16 protein-coding genes and 1 other annotated feature are annotated in these 17,326 nt (G+C 45.6%); of the genes, 2 read left to right on the top strand and 14 right to left on the bottom strand.

All coding sequences use genetic code 11. From position 1 onward, the window contains the following. Window positions 1–26: 26 nt before the first annotated feature. Window positions 27–262: a binding site (T-box leader), on the bottom strand. A gap of 97 nt (window positions 263–359) precedes the next feature. The 9 genes from WA279_RS11755 to WA279_RS11715 all read right to left on the bottom strand — a co-directional run bounded on the left by WA279_RS11755 (window position 360) and on the right by WA279_RS11715 (window position 8,115). Then, complete coding sequence (locus tag WA279_RS11755; RefSeq protein ID WP_336155477.1) at window positions 360–1,394, bottom strand: glycoside hydrolase family 18 protein; 1,035 nt, start codon at window positions 1,392–1,394, stop codon at window positions 360–362. Between the two features lie 107 nt (window positions 1,395–1,501). Further along, a complete protein-coding gene (gene lutC, locus WA279_RS11750; RefSeq protein WP_336155476.1) occupies window positions 1,502–2,224 on the bottom strand; it encodes a lactate utilization protein LutC in 723 nt (240 codons plus the stop codon). Then, window positions 2,224–3,663, bottom strand: coding sequence for a lactate utilization iron-sulfur protein LutB (gene lutB / locus WA279_RS11745; RefSeq protein WP_336155475.1), 1,440 nt, complete (start codon window positions 3,661–3,663; stop codon window positions 2,224–2,226). Before lutB ends, lutC begins: the two co-directional genes overlap by 1 nt. Window positions 3,664–3,689: 26 nt before the next feature. Next, the gene (gene lutA, locus WA279_RS11740; protein WP_336155474.1) at window positions 3,690–4,406 is read right to left on the bottom strand and encodes a lactate utilization iron-sulfur protein LutA; all 717 of its coding nucleotides are present in this window, start codon (window positions 4,404–4,406) and stop codon (window positions 3,690–3,692) included. Between the two features lie 179 nt (window positions 4,407–4,585). Next, complete coding sequence (gene yvfU, locus WA279_RS11735; RefSeq protein ID WP_015251201.1) at window positions 4,586–5,188, bottom strand: two-component system response regulator YvfU; 603 nt, start codon at window positions 5,186–5,188, stop codon at window positions 4,586–4,588. Between the two features lie 16 nt (window positions 5,189–5,204). Next, on the bottom strand, window positions 5,205–6,320 hold the full coding sequence (gene yvfT / locus WA279_RS11730; protein WP_336155473.1) for a two-component system sensor histidine kinase YvfT: 1,116 nt from the start codon (window positions 6,318–6,320) through the stop codon (window positions 5,205–5,207). A gap of 3 nt (window positions 6,321–6,323) precedes the next feature. After that, window positions 6,324–7,061, bottom strand: a complete 738-nt coding sequence (locus tag WA279_RS11725) for an ABC transporter permease (protein ID WP_336155472.1) — start codon at window positions 7,059–7,061, stop codon at window positions 6,324–6,326. Continuing rightward, window positions 7,062–7,967, bottom strand: coding sequence for an ABC transporter ATP-binding protein (locus WA279_RS11720; RefSeq protein ID WP_336155471.1), 906 nt, complete (start codon window positions 7,965–7,967; stop codon window positions 7,062–7,064). Between the two features lie 19 nt (window positions 7,968–7,986). After that, window positions 7,987–8,115, bottom strand: coding sequence for a hypothetical protein (locus WA279_RS11715; protein WP_336155470.1), 129 nt, complete (start codon window positions 8,113–8,115; stop codon window positions 7,987–7,989). 137 nt (window positions 8,116–8,252) lie between these two features. Here WA279_RS11715 and rsbQ point away from each other — a divergent pair, with 137 nt between their 5' ends. Then, entirely contained in the window at window positions 8,253–9,062 is an 810-nt protein-coding gene (gene rsbQ / locus WA279_RS11710; protein WP_003228292.1) for a sigma factor SigB/phosphatase RsbP regulator RsbQ, read from the top strand. 35 nt (window positions 9,063–9,097) lie between these two features. Next, window positions 9,098–10,309 (top strand): phosphoserine phosphatase RsbP, encoded by a 1,212-nt coding sequence (rsbP, locus tag WA279_RS11705; protein WP_336155469.1) that lies wholly within the window; start codon window positions 9,098–9,100, stop codon window positions 10,307–10,309. A 53-nt stretch (window positions 10,310–10,362) separates the two neighbouring features. On the opposite strand, the gene ganB is transcribed toward rsbP, so the two are convergent. The 5 genes from ganB to ganS form a co-directional block, all read right to left on the bottom strand. Further along, window positions 10,363–11,652 carry an arabinogalactan endo-beta-1,4-galactanase gene (ganB, locus tag WA279_RS11700; protein WP_336155468.1) on the bottom strand — a complete coding sequence of 430 codons (1,290 nt, stop codon included), beginning with the start codon at window positions 11,650–11,652 and terminating at the stop codon, window positions 10,363–10,365. 79 nt (window positions 11,653–11,731) lie between these two features. After that, window positions 11,732–13,795 carry a beta-galactosidase GanA gene (gene ganA, locus WA279_RS11695; protein WP_336155467.1) on the bottom strand — a complete coding sequence of 688 codons (2,064 nt, stop codon included), beginning with the start codon at window positions 13,793–13,795 and terminating at the stop codon, window positions 11,732–11,734. A gap of 18 nt (window positions 13,796–13,813) precedes the next feature. Further along, window positions 13,814–14,665: an arabinogalactan oligomer ABC transporter permease GanQ gene (gene ganQ, locus WA279_RS11690; protein ID WP_015714737.1), complete on the bottom strand. Its 852-nt coding sequence runs from the start codon at window positions 14,663–14,665 to the stop codon at window positions 13,814–13,816. A 3-nt stretch (window positions 14,666–14,668) separates the two neighbouring features. Continuing rightward, the gene (ganP, locus tag WA279_RS11685; RefSeq protein ID WP_014480936.1) at window positions 14,669–15,925 is read right to left on the bottom strand and encodes an arabinogalactan oligomer ABC transporter permease GanP; all 1,257 of its coding nucleotides are present in this window, start codon (window positions 15,923–15,925) and stop codon (window positions 14,669–14,671) included. 39 nt (window positions 15,926–15,964) lie between these two features. After that, window positions 15,965–17,230 (bottom strand): arabinogalactan oligomer ABC transporter substrate-binding protein GanS, encoded by a 1,266-nt coding sequence (gene ganS, locus WA279_RS11680; protein WP_046160865.1) that lies wholly within the window; start codon window positions 17,228–17,230, stop codon window positions 15,965–15,967. Window positions 17,231–17,326 lie beyond the last annotated feature (96 nt).

Below are 17,326 nucleotides of genomic sequence, written 5' to 3'. Positions count from 1 at the left end.
CGCCGTCTCCTACCTAATCTAATAGATAAAGAGACGACGAGCCTTCGGCTGACCGCGGTACCACTCTTGTTGATTCTTCATGAAGAATCCTGCTTTTGACCTGTAACGAAGGTTAGCCGTTAAAACATAGGGAATATTCAATCTATTCCGTTCCGTCTTACCACTCCCGGGCGAGTTCAAAGAAGAATCAGGCTGCGTCGCACCACCCCGCAGCTCTCTGTTCTGATCACTTTCTTTTACTGCTCCCAATCTATGTGTTTTAGTTTTCTGAAAAACTCAAATTTTATGATCTGAATATATTAACATAATATACGTGCTTCTCTTTTAACTGTCAATAACTTCAGAGAAAAAAGAAACTGTTATTTTGTCCCTTTTCGAATGGCTTTCCAAAAGGATTCTGACTCGTTTCCTAATGCGTAAACTGAAACACCTGCTATTTTATATTGCTTTGCCAGATGGCTTTTCGTTTGAACGGTTTTTTCGTTTTCATACCACACGACATGTTTATGCTTCTTTTTGTCAACATAAGAAAACGTCATCGAACCTGATTTTTTGTTGAATGCCGGCTTTGCTTTTTGTTTTTGGATGAGGGATTTGAGCTCATTCCATTCCCTTATTGTGCTGGTACTTCCGTCTTTTACATCCCAGTCATAGCCGTACGCAGGGATTCCCATGATGACTTTATTGGCTTTGATCTTTTTGACTGAAAACTGCAGAGAGCTTTTGATCCAGTTTGTGCTTGCCACTGACCCTGGCTCACCCCAAATGCCATGTTCGTCGTAGGTCATGACTTGTACGAAGTCGGCATAATTGCCGATTTTCGCATAATCATACGGCCAGCTCCAGTCATCATTTTTATCATCGACGCTTTTGGCCGGAACGGATACCATTGTTTTAATATGTTTCTTGTTCAAAGCCTGTGAGACATATTGAATGAAGGTCGAGTACGCAGCGCGGTCTTCTGGATTTACTGCTTCAAAATCGATATTAATTCCGTAATATGAGTGCTTTTTGGCCAGTGTAATTAACTGATCTGTGAATCGTTTTTTCGCTGTTTTATTACTCATGACTCGACTCGCTAAATCTCCGTCAAAATCATAAATGGCATCATTATAGTTTGAAATGACAGCCCATGTCTTGATTTTTTTCTTTTTCGCATATGTCAGCTGCTTGCTTGGGGCATCGCCAATGATTCGTCCGTTTTTTTCAAACGCAAATGTATCGGTTGCGATGGCATTCATGTATGTATGATATTTCGTAAGAGAATTGTATGAAGCCGTATCCCCAGTCGTGTAGCCTAGTGTCATTCCGGCTGCCTTCGCTTCTGTTTTTGTATACATAAACAGAACAATCGCAATCGCCAGTGAAACCGCTATGATCAGCCATTTTTTCATCGCATTTCCTCCTATTTCAAGTCATACTCTTCTCATCGGCCAAAAAATTGGAAGTTGAAGTTTTTACAAGCAAAAAGCCCGGCATATGCCTGCCGGGCTTCCTGAGTTCAGCGGTCAGAGACGAGAATATATGCTGCCTTTACAGGTCCGTGCACTCCCACAACTAAATCCATTTCAATGTCTGCTGAGTTGCTCGGTCCGGTAATGTAGTTGATACATGAAGGAACAGTGACACCGTCCGCAATGTTTTGGCGGATGATATCACTGGCTTGTGTCATTCTCGGTACAATGCTTGATTTCGGCACGATCGCAATATAAGTCGTCGGCAGAAGGCTGACAGATCGGCCGATGTCTTTTGAAGAGAAGAGGACAACCGTCCCCGACTCAGCCAATGTCATTTCGCTGAATGTAATCCCTACATTGGCTTGCTCCGCTTTTTTGATATTGTCCTCGCCTTTGTCAGCATCCCACTCCCAGACCGGCGTTCCTTCACTCGGCCAGTCCTTGGCGAGCAGGCTTTTCAGTCCGTATTCTTCAAAGCGGGGGTCCTTCGGAATGATGACAGGGCCTCCGGAAAAGCGGCTGACTTGCTCGCGCAGGGCATCGTAAAGGCCGGTTGAATCCGTTTCAATCAGCTCTGTATGGATTTTGACACAATGGTTTTTGAGCACTGTGACTAAGTCATCCGCTGAATAACCTTCAAGTGTTTTATATTGCGGCTGATTCGCCCATTCAGGGACTGACACGCCCCCTGTTCTTCTTTCACGGCCCAGGCTGGATGCGATTCGGTTTAAAAAGCTCTCTTGATTCTGAATGGTTCCCTTCGTCATCACTGCTCCTCCTTCGTGCGTTCACTTGTTTCTCTGTCCGCAAACCAGTCTCTGAATCTCGATTTATGCGGTGCCGGGAAGTCGCGGATCTGGGTCCAATTTTTAAGCGGGCCGGGCCCTTTCGAAATTTTTTCGTCCTCTGTAAAAGGCGTCATGGCGGCCGGCGCCCATTTTGAGCCCATTTTGTAAAGCGATAAGGAGGATGCGCCAAGTCCGAATGCTTTCATTGCAAGCTTTTCACTGATCGGCGCCCTGCCTTCTTTTTCGACGATATTCTGACGATGCTTGAGTAGCAGCTCATGAAGCGGGATTTTGACCGGGCAGGCTTCTGAACAAGCAGCGCACAGTGAAGACGCGTACGGCAGCTCCTTATAATCGTCATAACCGCCGAGCAACGGCGATAAAACCGCTCCGATCGGCCCCGAGTAGATTGAGCCGTATGAATGTCCGCCGACATGGCGGTACACAGGACAGACATTGATACAGGCGGCACAGCGGATACATTGCAGCACAGACTGGAATTCCGTTCCAAGGATATTGGATCGTCCATTGTCAACGATGACAAGATGGAATTCCTCCGGACCGTCCACTTCACCTTCCAGCTTCGGACCCGTCAAAGCTGTAATATAACTTGTCAGCCGCTGTCCGACAGCACTTCTTGTCAGCATGCTGACTAGCACTTCAAATTCAGAAAATGACGGGACAATCCGCTCCATTCCCATGACGGTAATTTGTGTTTTCGGCAAGGTGCTCACAAGCCGTCCATTTCCTTCATTGGTCACAAGGCTGACGGAACCCGTGTCAGCGATGGCGAAGTTACAGCCGGTAATGCCGATATCCGCTTCCAGAAACTTTTTCCGGAGAATGGCGCGCGCATGCATCACCAGCTCTTCCGGTTTTTCTGTATGTTGATAGTCCAGTCTTTCTTTAAACACATCGCGTATCTGCTCTTTATTTTTATGAAGGGCGGGCGCGACGATATGTGACGGCGGATCGTGATCATCAATCTGCAAAATATACTCGCCGAGGTCGGTTTCGACGACTTCACAGCCTTCCTTCTCCAGCACCTCATTCAGATTGATTTCCTCTGTAACCATTGATTTTGATTTTACGATTTTCTTCCCGTTCTTCTTTTGAATGACGCCGCGAATATAAGAAGACGCCTCTTCCGCTGTTTCCGCGAAATAGACATGTCCGCCTCTTTTCGCCACATTTTCGGCAAGCTGTCCGAGATAGAAATCAAGGTTTTCAAGGACATGCTGCCTGATTTCCTCTGATAAAGAGCGCCACTCCTCCCAATTTCCCAGTTCTTCTGCTGCCTCTAGGCGCCGCGTCCGCAGACGCTCCTGTGCACCTGAAACAGCGCCTCTCATAAATTCATTATCAATCCCCTGTGATACCCGCTCTTTAAAAGCGTCAGTACCGATTTTCATCGCCATGATCCTTTCCCCCTCTGAATCCAGTTTTATCTGCTGTTGAGCACTTCGGCGATGTGCATCACTTTGACATTTTTATCTTTTCGGCCAAGCCGTCCCCCGATATTCATCAAACAGCCGCAGTCAGCACCGATCAGCACCTCTGCTCCCGTTTCCTCCACACATTCGACTTTTTCATCGACCATCTGCTCAGAAATCTGCGCCATCTTGACTGAGAACGTTCCTCCAAATCCGCAGCAGTTATGTTTGCCCGGAAGCTCTGTAAACTGCAGGCCCTTCACATGGCTCAACAGCTTCATCGGCTCCTCCCGAACACCCAGCAGCCTTGTCATATGGCACGACGTATGTAAGGTCGCTTTTGTATGAAGGGTCGCGCCGACATTCTCTACCCCAAGGACGTTCACAATAAAATCTGTCAGTTCATACGTTTTATCCGCCAGCTTTTGCGCTTTATCGGCCCATTTCGGATCATCCTGAAACAGGTGCGGATACTCCCGGAACATCGTTGTGCAGGAACCGGAAGGACTGACAACATATTCGGAATCCTGAAACGTTTCGATCATCCGTTTCATTGCTTTTTTGGCGTCATGTACATAGCCGCTGTTGTAAGCCGGCTGCCCGCAGCAAATCTGCCCTTCCGGAAAATCAACCTCACACCCAAGCCGCTCCAGCAGCTCAACCGTTGCTTTTCCGACATTTGTTTGAAACATATCAACAAGACAAGTGACAAAAAGTGAGACTTTCATGATGAACCCCTCTCTCATCCCCAATATATGATCAGGTCATCTGATGACCTGAGTTAAAATAACTATATGAATATCGTACACTATTCTGACAATGGAAGGGAAGGGTTTTCTAGGGATATTTTCATTTGTGGCATATAAATATAAAAACACTCCCGATCTCCCAGGAGTGCAGTATATGGTTAGATCCAGCCCTTTTCCTCAGCGATGCTGGCGGCTTCTGTCCGATTTTTCGCATTAAGCTTTTGGATGATTTCTGAGATATAGTTTCGAACTGTGCCTTGAGATAAATAGAGCTCCAGCGTAATGTCTTTTGTTGTCTTGCCTAAAGCCGCAAGCCTCAGAATTTCTTGCTCTCTTACGGTTAGCGGATTTTCGTCTCGCATCATATTAAACGTCAGCTCAGGGCTGAAGACACGTTTTCCCTTTACACATTTTCGAATGGCATCGGCCAGATCGTCAATTTCGCCGTCTTTCAGCAGATAGCCATGTGCACCGGCCTTTACGGCGCGTTCAAAATATCCGGGGCGGGCAAAGGTGGTTAAAATAATGACCTTGCTGACGCAGCCTTTTTTCATTAATTCCTCTGCCACATCCAGCCCGCTTCGAACCGGCATTTCAATGTCCATAATGCATACATCCGGCTCCAGCTTCAAAATAGCATGTAGCGCCTCTTCCCCGTTCAATGCTTGTCCGATGACTGTCATATCCTCTTCTAAATCAAGCAGAGATCCCAAAGCGCCTAAAAGCATGCGCTGGTCCTCAGCAATAAACAGACGAATCATTCTTTTCGTCCTCCAATCATTCTGCTTTTTTAATAAGCGGAATCGTCAGTGCCACAACCGTTCCGTTATGATCTGAAACCGTTAATCCCCCTTCAATGAGCATGAGCCGTTCTTCCATTCCCCGCAGGCCATTTCCAAACATTTTCTCCTTCGCCGCTCCCTTTCCGTCATCCCGTATTACGATCTTCATTTTGTCAGCAAACTGAGAAATGGTGATGGCACAGTGGGTTGCTTTGCTGTGCTTGATGATGTTAGTCACGGCTTCCCGCATACACATACTGATAATATTTTGAGTGACGGGAGATATCGCTGAAAAGTCGTCGGCTCCTTCGTATTGAAAGGTAATGTTCCCCGCTCTTAATATGTGCTGAATGTTTACGAGCTCCTCTGTTATCGTGACTGTTCTCATATCAGAAACCAGCTCTCGGACTTGCTTGAGTGCGGCTCGCGAGCTGGTTTCCATTTCTTTTGCCTCAAGCTTGGTCCGTTCTGGATCAGATGCAGCCAGCCGCTGAATGAGCTGGCTTTTTAATGTAAGCAGCGACAGGGTGTGGCCAAGAGTATCGTGAAGATCACGGGCGATTCGAACACGCTCCTCCCTTTTAGAGAGTTCTTTTATCTGTTCGTTGGCTTGTGCAAGCTTATTTTCAAGCTCAATCCTCCGAAACATAGAACGAATGCCGAATGGAGAAATGAGCATAATGACGAGAAACGGGAGAACAGAAAAAAGCTCCCGGAGCGAGACCAGATTCGCGATAAATTGGTATAGGCATGGAAAAAGCAGTATAAAGATTAAAGCGCAGAACGCACGGTTAAAATTCGTTTTCTCTTTGTAATAACCAACAAAGTTTGCCGGGAAAAAACCTAAGTATATATAGGTGATATTGTAAAACACACTATATATCAAAATAACCGCCATTTGCACGATAAGCCAATATGTAAACGAAGCTTTGCCCACGCTGCAGAATAACTGGCGATATGCCGCTACAAAAAGGAGCAGCATGCCATATCCGATCCCCTGTTTGACACCTGATTCTTTTAATAAGGAGAGGAACGGCATAATCGTATACACCAGAAAGATATAAGGGAAAAACCCGAATTCCTTCGGGAAAATAGATATTGCCTTTTTCATGTATTACACCGCTTCTTGTTTTCTTCTTATATATTTAGATAGTAGCATGAAGAGCATCATATAAGCGATTAATATCAGAATATTTTTCCAGGTCGGACTCCCACCCCGGACAAGCTCCCACGCTCCGCTTCCGAAATGATAAGACGGAAGCCACTGGCCAATGTTCTGCATCATGTCAGGCATGACCTCAAACGGCATCCACATCCCTCCGCCTAAAGCCAGCAGCATATAAAGCACATTACTGATTCCGGCCGCTGTTTCTACTTTTCTCATGAGGCCGATTAGTGTGCCTAATGCTAAAAAAGGCAATGCGCCAAACAAAATCCACAGTCCGCTCATCATCCATTCAAACGGTGACAAAGCAATATCATTGATGATTGCGCCGAACAGAAATATGACGGTAATTGATAAAACGTGAATGACACTTTGGCCGATCATCTGAGCTGATAAATAGATATGATCCGGAAGAGGCGTAAGGCGGATAAAGGCGGCCCAGCCTTGTGACCGTTCTTGTACCATTCGGATGCCCAGCGTCATGATAGAGGAACCCATCACGCTGAAGACTGTCATCGACATCAGGTAATGGGCTTCCCATGCACGTTGATCAGGGACGTTGGTATTCACTACATTTGTAAAGAAATAATAAAAGGCAATCGGCATGATCAGAGACCAAAGCACAAAGTACTTGTTCCTAAGCACCCTTTTCATTTCAGCGATGCTTTGCTTTTGCAGCATGTTCACTCACATCGCCTCCCTGTTGCCGTCAGCCAGCTGGCGAAATGCCTCATCGAGCGTCGCTTGCTCAATTCGAATATCCCGTGCTGGGATGTTTTCTTGAAAGATCAGCGCCAACACTTTGTCTGTATTTGATGTCTGGATGATGGTTCTCTCATACTCATGGATCACTCTCTCGACTTCCGGGTGATTAGACAGCCTTTCCAATGATTCACTTGAATGAAGCGTAAAGGAAACAGACTGTTTTTGAATTCTTGAGCGGATTTGCATTGGTGAGTCGTCTGCAACAAGCTGTCCTTCAGTAAAAAATAGGATTCGCTGTGCGGCATCGTCTGCTTCCTGTAAATAATGAGTTGAAAAAATAATTGTTTTTCCTTGGTCCGACAGTCCGTGAATGGTCTGCCAGAATCGATGTCTTGATGAAGTATCCATACCGACTGTCGGTTCATCAAGTATAAGCAGCTCCGGGTTCCCGGCAAGAGCCAAAGCAAAGCTCAAACGGCGTTTTTGTCCGCCGGATAATTTTTCTGCTCTTGTTTTCAAATCTTCTTTGGTGAGTGCTGTTAACGAAACGAGTTCTTTCATGGACAATGGATTCGGATAATAGCTCCGGAAGAGTTCAAGGATTTCATCCACCTTAAGGCCCGGCATGACACTTACTTCCTGAAGCATTACACCTATTTTTTCACGAACCTGTTGATCATCAGGAACCCGGTTAAATAGTTTGATTTCTCCCTCACTCGGTTTCAGCAATCCTAATATCATAGAGATGACGGTCGTCTTCCCTGCCCCATTTGGCCCGAGAATGGCTGCAATTTCTCCTTTTTCAATACTGAAACTGATGTGGTTTACAGCGGTTTTTCGATGGAAATGTTTTGTCACGTTGCTTACTGTTACTACTTCTTTCATCACATGAGCACCTCCTGATCGTTTACATTGATTGTAAAATGACGGAGAAGACGATGTTAGTATGGGGTGTCATAATGATGGAGTGACAAATGTCATTTTCTTTCTCACCGCCGATATCTAGGCAATCCTCCTCCTGCATCTTCCAATTCATCCACCTTTTTTATCTCCCATGTCCTCTTTCTTTTAAACTGCTGTGACTTTCATAGAAAGATACACTCTTCAAACCATCCGAGTGTTATGATAGACATATTGAACTTTATATTACTTTCCGGCTGAAAGGAGCCAATCATGAACGAAGCGATTTTGTCTAGAAATCATGTGAAGGTGAAAGGCAGCGGCAAAGCATCTATCATGTTCGCACCTGGTTTTGGATGCGATCAAAGTGTGTGGAATGCCGTGGCACCTGCCTTTGAAGAAGATCATCGGGTGATTTTATTTGATTACGTCGGTTCGGGACATTCAGATTTGCGCGCATATGACCTGAATCGTTACCAGACACTTGACGGCTATGCCCAAGATGTTCTTGATGTTTGTGAAGCTTTAGATCTGAAGGAAACCGTGTTTGTGGGGCACTCCGTCGGGGCCTTGATTGGGATGCTTGCATCCATCCGCCGCCCGGAGCTTTTTTCCCATCTGGTGATGGTGGGGCCTTCTCCTTGCTATTTGAATGATCCGCCTGAGTATTACGGAGGATTTGAAGAGGAGCAGCTCCTTGGCTTGCTGGAGATGATGGAGAAAAATTATATCGGCTGGGCAACTGTATTTGCGGCAACCGTTCTGAATCAGCCAGATCGGCCTGAAATTAAGGAAGAGCTTGAAAGCCGTTTTTGTTCTACTGATCCTGTCATTGCCCGCCAATTCGCGAAAGCGGCGTTTTTTTCTGATCACCGAGAGGATCTTTCGAAGGTAACGGTTCCCTCTCTTATTCTCCAATGTGCAGATGATATCATCGCACCTGCAACAGTAGGTAAGTATATGCATCAGCATCTGCCTTATAGCAGTCTGAAACAAATGGAGGCTCGCGGACATTGCCCTCATATGAGCCATCCAGATGAGACGATACAGCTGATCGGCGATTATTTAAAAGCACACGTGTGATATAGGAACGAAAGGGATAGAGGTGACCCTCTTAGATGGACAAACAATTGAATGATGCACCATGCGGTTTCCTCGCTTTGTCAGAAGAGGGGGCGATCATAGCTGCCAACCGTACCCTTATCAAGATTCTGGATTATGAACCGGAGCAGGTTATCGGCCAGCATATGAATATGATGTTGACCATTCCCGCACAGCTTTTCTGCCAGCTTTATTTTTTTCCGCTTTTGAAATTGGAGCATCACATCGAAGAAATATACATTTCCCTGAAAGCTAGAGATGGAGAAGAAATTCCCGTCCTTATCAATGCTATTGCGAGACACGGTAGCGGGGCTTCTGTCTTTGATTGTGTTCTTATTCCCATGCGAAAGCGAAATGAATATGAAAATGAGCTGCTGATAGCCAGAAATGAGGCTCAGGAAGCTTTGCTTGCCAAACAGAAAGCCAATGCGGAGTTAGAGATTGCCTTGGAAACGCTGAAAGCAAAACAAGAAGAACTTCTTGAGATCAACAAACAAAATCAACAATTTAAATTAAACACCAAAAGAGAGCTTGAACTCGCCAGAAAGATCCAGAAAAACTCGTTGACTGAACCGATTGTAAACGATCAGGTTCAGATTGACTCTTATTACAATGCATCGAGTGAATTGTCAGGTGATCTTTACGGATATTATCAAATCGATGAACACCGTTACGGCATTATTATCCTTGATGTGATGGGGCACGGAATTTCATCTGCATTGATTACGATGTCTCTTCATCCTTTGTTCCAGCGCCAAATCACGCAAGGTCTCAGCCCTGTTAAAGTTATGAAGGAATTGGACCGGCACCTTCACAGCTTGTTTCAAAATGATGAGGAAGCAAGACATTATTGCACTGCTATTTATCTCGAGATTGACATAGCACGGCAAAGAATTGATTATGTCAACGCAGGGCATCCGCCGGCACTTTGGCAGGACGATAGCGGAACTCAACATCTGCTTCACGCGACTTCGCCTCCGATCGGGATGTTTGAAGACTTAGTGTTTCAGTCAAGCAGCCTTTCATATACGGAGGGCGGAAGATTGCTTCTGTATACGGATGGCGTGATGGATCCTACGGCTTCATGTTATTTATTTGATTTACTAAAAGAACATCCTGATTCGCCGATCACAGACCTGAAGGAGAAAATCCTTACATCACTCAAGCATCAAAAGGAAGCTCATCATAAGAGTGATGACGAATGTTTTATATTAGTTGATGTAAAATAAAATGATCCATGAGACATAACAATGATTTGTTACATCTCATGGATTTTTCTGTTTCAGCGTTTCTTTGGAATATGTCCTGACTCCGCATATTGAAACACCTGCAAGGAAGGCAGCGGGTGTCCATTAAAATCAAATAAAGCTTGATTATCTACAGCACTTCCCCCATACCACTTCCCGGCGTCTTCAGGGTCGTATTCAGCAGCATAGCTGGAGGCCCACCCTGATCCGTATGTTTCCCATAACACTTTGTTTTTCTCTATCTGTGTCTTCGGCCCAACTGGAATCCACGCCGGCTCCCAGTAGAAAACACCAAGTCCTGCTTTGCCCGTATTCGCCACTGCCTCCATTACATCTCTTACTGCGGTTGCCTGGCCTTGAACAGAAATTGGATATGGCAGCGTCTGGCCGCTTTTTGGTGCTGTATTTCCATGCCCATCGCCATCCTCAGCGGTATAGGTGTACGATGTCTCCGCCACCATGACTTTTTTGCCGTACGTGTTGGCAACAGCCTTCAGCACGGAGGTCAAATTTTGTAATGTCCCATGCCAGAAAGGATAATAGGAGCTCGCAAACACATCATAGTCCACTTTGTTTTTGCTGAGTGTTTCCGCAATAAATGAATACCTTCCAGCCGTTTCAGGATTGGTAAAATGCAGGGCGACCAAAATATTTGAATTTGTCTCCCTGACCGCTCGGCTTCCTTCATTAAATAATTGGCACATCTTCGTCCAATCAGTCTCACCGGCAAATCCTCCTGTTGTTTCATTTCCGACCTGAACCATGCCGATGTCAACGCCTTCCTTGATCATCTTTTGCAGGCTTTGTTTCGTATACTCATAGAGCTTTGCTTTTTTTGCTTCAAAGCTGAGACTCGCCCAGGCTTTGGGCACCTTTTGTTTCGCTGGATCGGCCCAGAAATCAGAGTAGTGAAAGTCGGCCAGCACCTTCATTCCGTTCGCTGTCGCTCTTTTTCCGATTTCGATGGCTTTTTGAACATCATTGTTCCCCCCGCCATACCCATTGCCATTTGAATCATACGGGTGATTCCAGATGCGGACGCGAACATAGTTGACCCCAGCCTGTTTTAAGGTTGTAAAGATGTCCTGGCGTTTTCCGCTTGTATTGTAAAAGGTGACACCGCTGTTTTCCAAAGCAATAACGCTGGATACATCTGCCCCTTTGATAAAGTCCTTGTTCATTCCCTCTACTTTTTTAACAAAAAGATCCTCTGCCCGAAGCTCTGACACGTGCTTCTCCTTCTCAATGGCAGCGGCATATCCTGTTGAACTACATGCACTCCACACGATGGCAGCCGCAAAGAACATTTTCACTTTGCTTTTCATGATTTCATCCTCCCAAGACTTAGTGAGCGTTTTCATTCTATAGAAAAAAGAATCCGCCCATATCGAGCGGAGCATCAGCCTAATGTGTGTTTACGAAAATTCTTACTTCATACTTTTCCATCGTCAGGTCGCCTGACAATATGTCTCCTGTCATTATGTCCTTCACACTCTGATCAAACGTGACCAGTTGTTTTTCTTCCGTAAAATTCATGACAAAAATATAATCATTGTCCTGATCCTGCCTCGCTTGTACGGAGACGCCTTTTCCGTGCCGAACCGGAAAAACTGGAGAAAGAGACAGGTCTGTGATCAGACACTCATAGAAATCACGCTGAAATTGATCCTCCAAACGCGCGCCGATAAAATACGCCTTGCCCTGCTGATACTCATGGCTTGTGACCGCTGGCGTGCGCGCATAAAAATCTTCTTGATACACCGCTTCCACTGAAGCTGTCTTTACATCAATCACGGTTGCATAATCCTTCAATTCATATATTTGGCTGCGGTAGCTGACAGCGTTTCGATCCTTCGGATACAGGGTGTCCGTTTCAAGAGGCTCAACTCCAAATATAGCTTGAAGGTCCGGATGCCATCCGCCTGTGTATGTTAAGTCATGCTCATTCACAACCCCGCTGATATACGTCATGACTAAGGTGCCGCCGTCAGCCGTAAACGCTTTTAAACGGGAAATGGTGTCCTCGCTGATTAAATACAACATCGGGACGATCAGCAGTTTATATGGTGAAAAGTCTTGTTCTTTCGTGATGACGTCGACAGGGATATCGTGTTCCCAGAATGTGCGGTAATGCTGCTGAAGCGTTTGCGGATAACGTTTTGTCGCCTTCGCAAACCCCTGAGCATCCTCGAGCGCCCAATGATTTTCCCAGTCATATAAAATCGCGGTTTGAGCCGGCCTCTTCGTTCCGACAACTTCGGACAGCCGTTCCAATGTCTCGCCTACCTTGGCCACTTCTTGAAAGACGCGGTTCTTCGGGCTATTGTCATGATCCACAACCGCTCCGTGTAATTTTTCTGATGCCCCGCGTGATTTGCGGTATTGGAAATAGAGTACGCTGTCCGAGCCGTGGGCAATCATTTGCATGGATGACAGCAGATTCATGCCCGGGCGCTTTGCCTTGTTGACGTTATGCCAATTGACCGCGCTTGGCGTACACTCCATTAATAAGAAAGGCTGCTGCTTCAAGCTTCGGTACAGATCGTTGATAAAACCGACCTTCATCGCCAAATCAGCTGTGCTTTCCCAGTCATTGTGCCAGACAGGATAAGCGTCCCAGCTGATGACATCGACATGCTTTGCAAATTTGCTGTAGTCGAGGCCCTGATACGGGATCAAATCCGGTGTGTCAGCCATAAAATTCGTTGTGATAGGGATATCAGGCGTCAATTCTTTCAGCGGAATGATTTCATTTTTATAAAACGAAATCGTTTGATCGGTGACGAACCGGCGCCAATCTAAATTCAGGCCATGCAAGCCATTTTCACCGATCGGCGAAGGGCTTTCAATTTGTGACCAGTCATTGAACGTATGGCTCCAAAAAGGAGTCCACCACGCATGGTTCAATGCCTTGAGGCTGTTGTCATATTTCGATTTCAGCCACTCCCGGAAAGCATGCTGGCATAGATCACAGTGGCAATCTCCCCCGTATTCGTTTGAAATGTGCCACATTAACAGCGTCGGGTGATGTCCGTATCGTTCTGCTAATAAGCGGTTGATGTGCCGTGTTTTTTCTCGGTAGACTTTAGATGTGAGGCAGTGGTTGTGCCTTCCGCCGTGCAGCTGTTTGACGCGGGAGGCATTGACACGCAAAACTTCCGGATAGGTTTGCGACAGCCAGGCCGGACGGGCTCCGCTCGGCGTTGCTAATATGACCCGGCCGCCTATACTGTGAATCCGCTCAAAAATATCATCCAGCCATTCAAATTGATATACGCCCTCCTCCGACTCAAGTGCGCTCCATGCAAAAATGCCGACAGAAAACGTATTCGTATGAGAAAGCTTCATCAGTTTGATATCGTCAGCTAAAATATCGGGCCGATCCAGCCACTGATCGGGGTTGTAGTCTCCCCCATGGAGCATAAATTTCGCTTTTGTTACGTGCGTTTTTTCAAGCTTTGACATCACATTCTCCTCCTTTTTCTCTTAGCCCTTCGTTCCGCCTGCGGTTAGTCCGGACACAAAATTCTTTTGCAGCATGATAAAGATGATGGCCACCGGTATGCTGATAAGCAGGGCTCCGGCCGCAAATGTCGTATAGCTGGCCCCCATGACATCATTCACTAAATTAAATAGACCGACGGGCAATGTATATGATTCAGGCGTTCTCAATATGGTTGAGGACAGCACAAAATCTCCGAGCGGACCGGTAAAGCCGTTCATGGCCACGACTGCCGCCATCGGTTTTGATAATGGCAGAATGATCTGGAAGAAGATTCTGGTGCTGCTAGCTCCGTCAATCTTGGCGCTTTCGTCTAAATCCATCGGAATGGAATCCATGTACCCTTTCATCAAATACGTATTCATCGGGATCAGGCCGCCGATATAAAGCAAGATTAGCAGCCAGTGGCTATTGATCATTCCCAAGATTTGCGCCAGCACAAACAAGGCAATTAAAGCTGAAAACTGAGGAATCATCTGTAGCAATAAAAAGAGCGTTAAAGCATATTTCCTCCCTTTAAACCGAAAGCGTGAAAACGCATAGGCTGTAAACGTCACACAGAGCAAAGACCCTGCCATTGTAAACAGGCTGATCTTCATAGAGTTGACATACCACTGCACATATTGAAGGCTTTCTTTGCCCGCAAATAATTCCTTGTAATGATCGAATGTCGGATGCTTCGGAATGATGGATGTACTGATTAAGCTGTTGCCGGGATTAAAGCTTGCGCCTGCCGTCCAAAGGAGAGGATAAACAATGATGACCGCCATAAAGGCTAGCAACAAGTAAGAGAAAAGGAGACGGATATATTTTCTGACTTTCATATCTGCCAGCATACCTTATGCCCCCTCTTTAAAAGACTTTGTCTGTCTGAATTGCCACAATGCGATGGAGATAACAAATACAGATAATAAAATGGTTAAAGCCGCAGCAAGAGAATATTGACTGGACTGCATTGTCAATTTATAAATCCATGAAACGAGGATATCTGTCCCGCCGGCTGTTGATCCGGTTACAGCCGGACCTCCGCCATTGAATAGATAGATAATATTAAAGTTATTAAAATTAAACGTAAACTGGGTAATGATAATCGGAGCCATTGCAATGAACACCATTGGAAGCGTGATGTATCTCAACTTTGAAAAGACAGAAGCGCCATCAATCGTAGCTGCTTCATACAGATCGTCCGGGATGGATTGCAATACGCCTGTTGAGACGAGAAAGATGTACGGAAATCCAAGCCAGCCCTGCATGAGAATCAATGCAAGCCTCGACCAATTGGCATCTGTCATCCACGGAAGCGGATCTATCCCGAAGAAAGCCAAGATATCGTGATTCATCGCACCGAAGCTATCATTAAACAGTCCCGCAAAAATTAAAATCGTCACAAAACCGGGAACGGCCCATGGCAAAATCAGAATCGTCCGAAAAAAACGTTTAAACCGAAGGTCTTTCTGGTTAACAATGATCGCGAGAAAAATCCCCAAGGTGACTTGCAGTGTGGATGCAGCAAGTGTCCAAACCACCGTCCAAGCCAGTACATCAAAAAAAGTCGACCTCCAAATATCAACTGTGAAAATATTTGCGAACGTTTGAAAACCGACCCAATCAATTAATTTTGCAGGAGGAGAATGATACAAATCATAGTTTGTAAACGCTAATGCAAAGCTGAATAAGATAGGAAAGATCACGGCGAAAATTAAAATAAACAAAGATGGGCCGCTGACGACATAAGGATAGCCCTCAGAAATGATATGCTGGTATTGTTCCTTTAAGGAACTTAATGGCTTATTTTCATCACGCTGTTTTCCGCTTTGGAACGCATCGCGAAGATTTACATAATACACCGCAAGGCCAAAGCAGGTCACGATGACAGCAATAATCCCTTCCGCCAGCAGAAAAACGGAATTATCCCGCGGCACTTCTGTTCCCAGTGTAAAGATTCCCCAAAACCCCATATTGAGCAGATCTCCAAAGACCGCAAAAAACGATGCGCCTAAGAAAAGAAAGACAATACCTTTTATCCATTGCTTGTTATAAAATTGCCCGAGTCCCGGAATGATAGAAAGCAACAAAGCGACTTGACGATGCTGCACCGTTTTCACCTCTCTTACAATACAAATCTAGCTTTCTCTTTATTTTCCGCTGTGCTTTGCCTTAATTTGTCCTTTGGCCGTTTCAGCTGCTTGATCCAATGCTTGTTTCGGATCTGCCTTCCCTGTTGCAACCGTCTGTAATGCTGAATCAGCCGGCGTCCATATTTCATTCATTTCCGGAATATTTGGTGTTGGCTCTGAGAAACGGGATTGTTCAGTAACTGCCCGTGCCGCCTCGCTTTTCATAATAGCCGGGTCATTGGCTAGGGATTTCACAGCAGGAACTTCTTTCGTTTCTTCATATCGTGTTTTAGAATTTTTTTCATTTGCCAGGAAAACGGCTAATTCTTGCGCCAGCTCTTCATTCTTTGAAAATGCACTAACGTTGTAGCTTTTGACGCCGATAAAGGAGCTCATGTTTTTCCCATTTTCCAGCTTCGGCAGTTTCGTAATGCCATAATTGATTCCTGCTTTCGAAAAAGCTTCTACATTCCATGGCCCAGAGATAATTGCGGCGGCTTTTCCTTCTGTGAACAGCGATTCCAATACGTTAATCCCTTGTTCTCCAATAATGCCAGCGGGGAACAGGCCATCTTTGTAAAACTTCTGAATCAGCGCCGCACCTTTGACAGCTCCTTCATTATTAATTCCAATGTCTGACGGGTTATAGCTCCCATCTTTGGCCTTTCCAAAAATGTATCCGCCATATCCGCTCATCACACTTTCTGCATAATAAATTTGATCAAATAGGGCTAAAAAGCCAAATTTGCTGCCATTAGCAGTCTTTTTGGAATAGTCGTACCACTCTTCCAGCGTTTTGGGCAATTCCTTTTCGGAGATGAGATCTTTGTTGTAAAAAAGGACAGTCGTTTCGACCGCTTTTGGCAGTCCATAAAGCTTTTGATCTACCATTTGAGACTGAATGGAAGCGTCAGTATAAAGTGATTGAACGTCTTTTTTGACATGTAATTCCTTGAGTAATCCTTCCGTGACAGCGGTTCCGATTTGGTCCCCTGGCATTGTTAACACGTCAGGGCCTGTGCCGGCCGGTCCGTCCATTCGCAAATCTTCAATCTGCTTGGCATACGGTTTTTCAACGACTTTGACCTTCACATCATGCTCTTTTTCAAACGCAGCAACGGCGTCTTTAATGCCGATGCTCTTTTCTTTATCCTCCCATACAACAAGCTCTGACCCTTTTGAACTCGATTTGGCGCTGCTGCTTTCCTTTGGGCCGCAAGCCGCCAAGGATAAACTGACAGCTGCGCAGAGCATGAATACGGAACACTTTTTTGCCATTTTCATTGATTGTCACCCTTTCGGTAGGAATGAAAGCGCTTTAAAGATAATATAGCACGCCTGAGAAAATGTGTAAACAAACTATTTACCTCCTAGAGTAAA

The organism is Bacillus sp. 204(2023) (assembly GCF_037027505.1).
Lineage (GTDB): Bacteria > Bacillota > Bacilli > Bacillales > Bacillaceae > Bacillus > Bacillus subtilis.
Note: the sequence above shows the minus strand (reverse complement) of the source record. Positions and strands in the feature narration are given on the sequence as shown.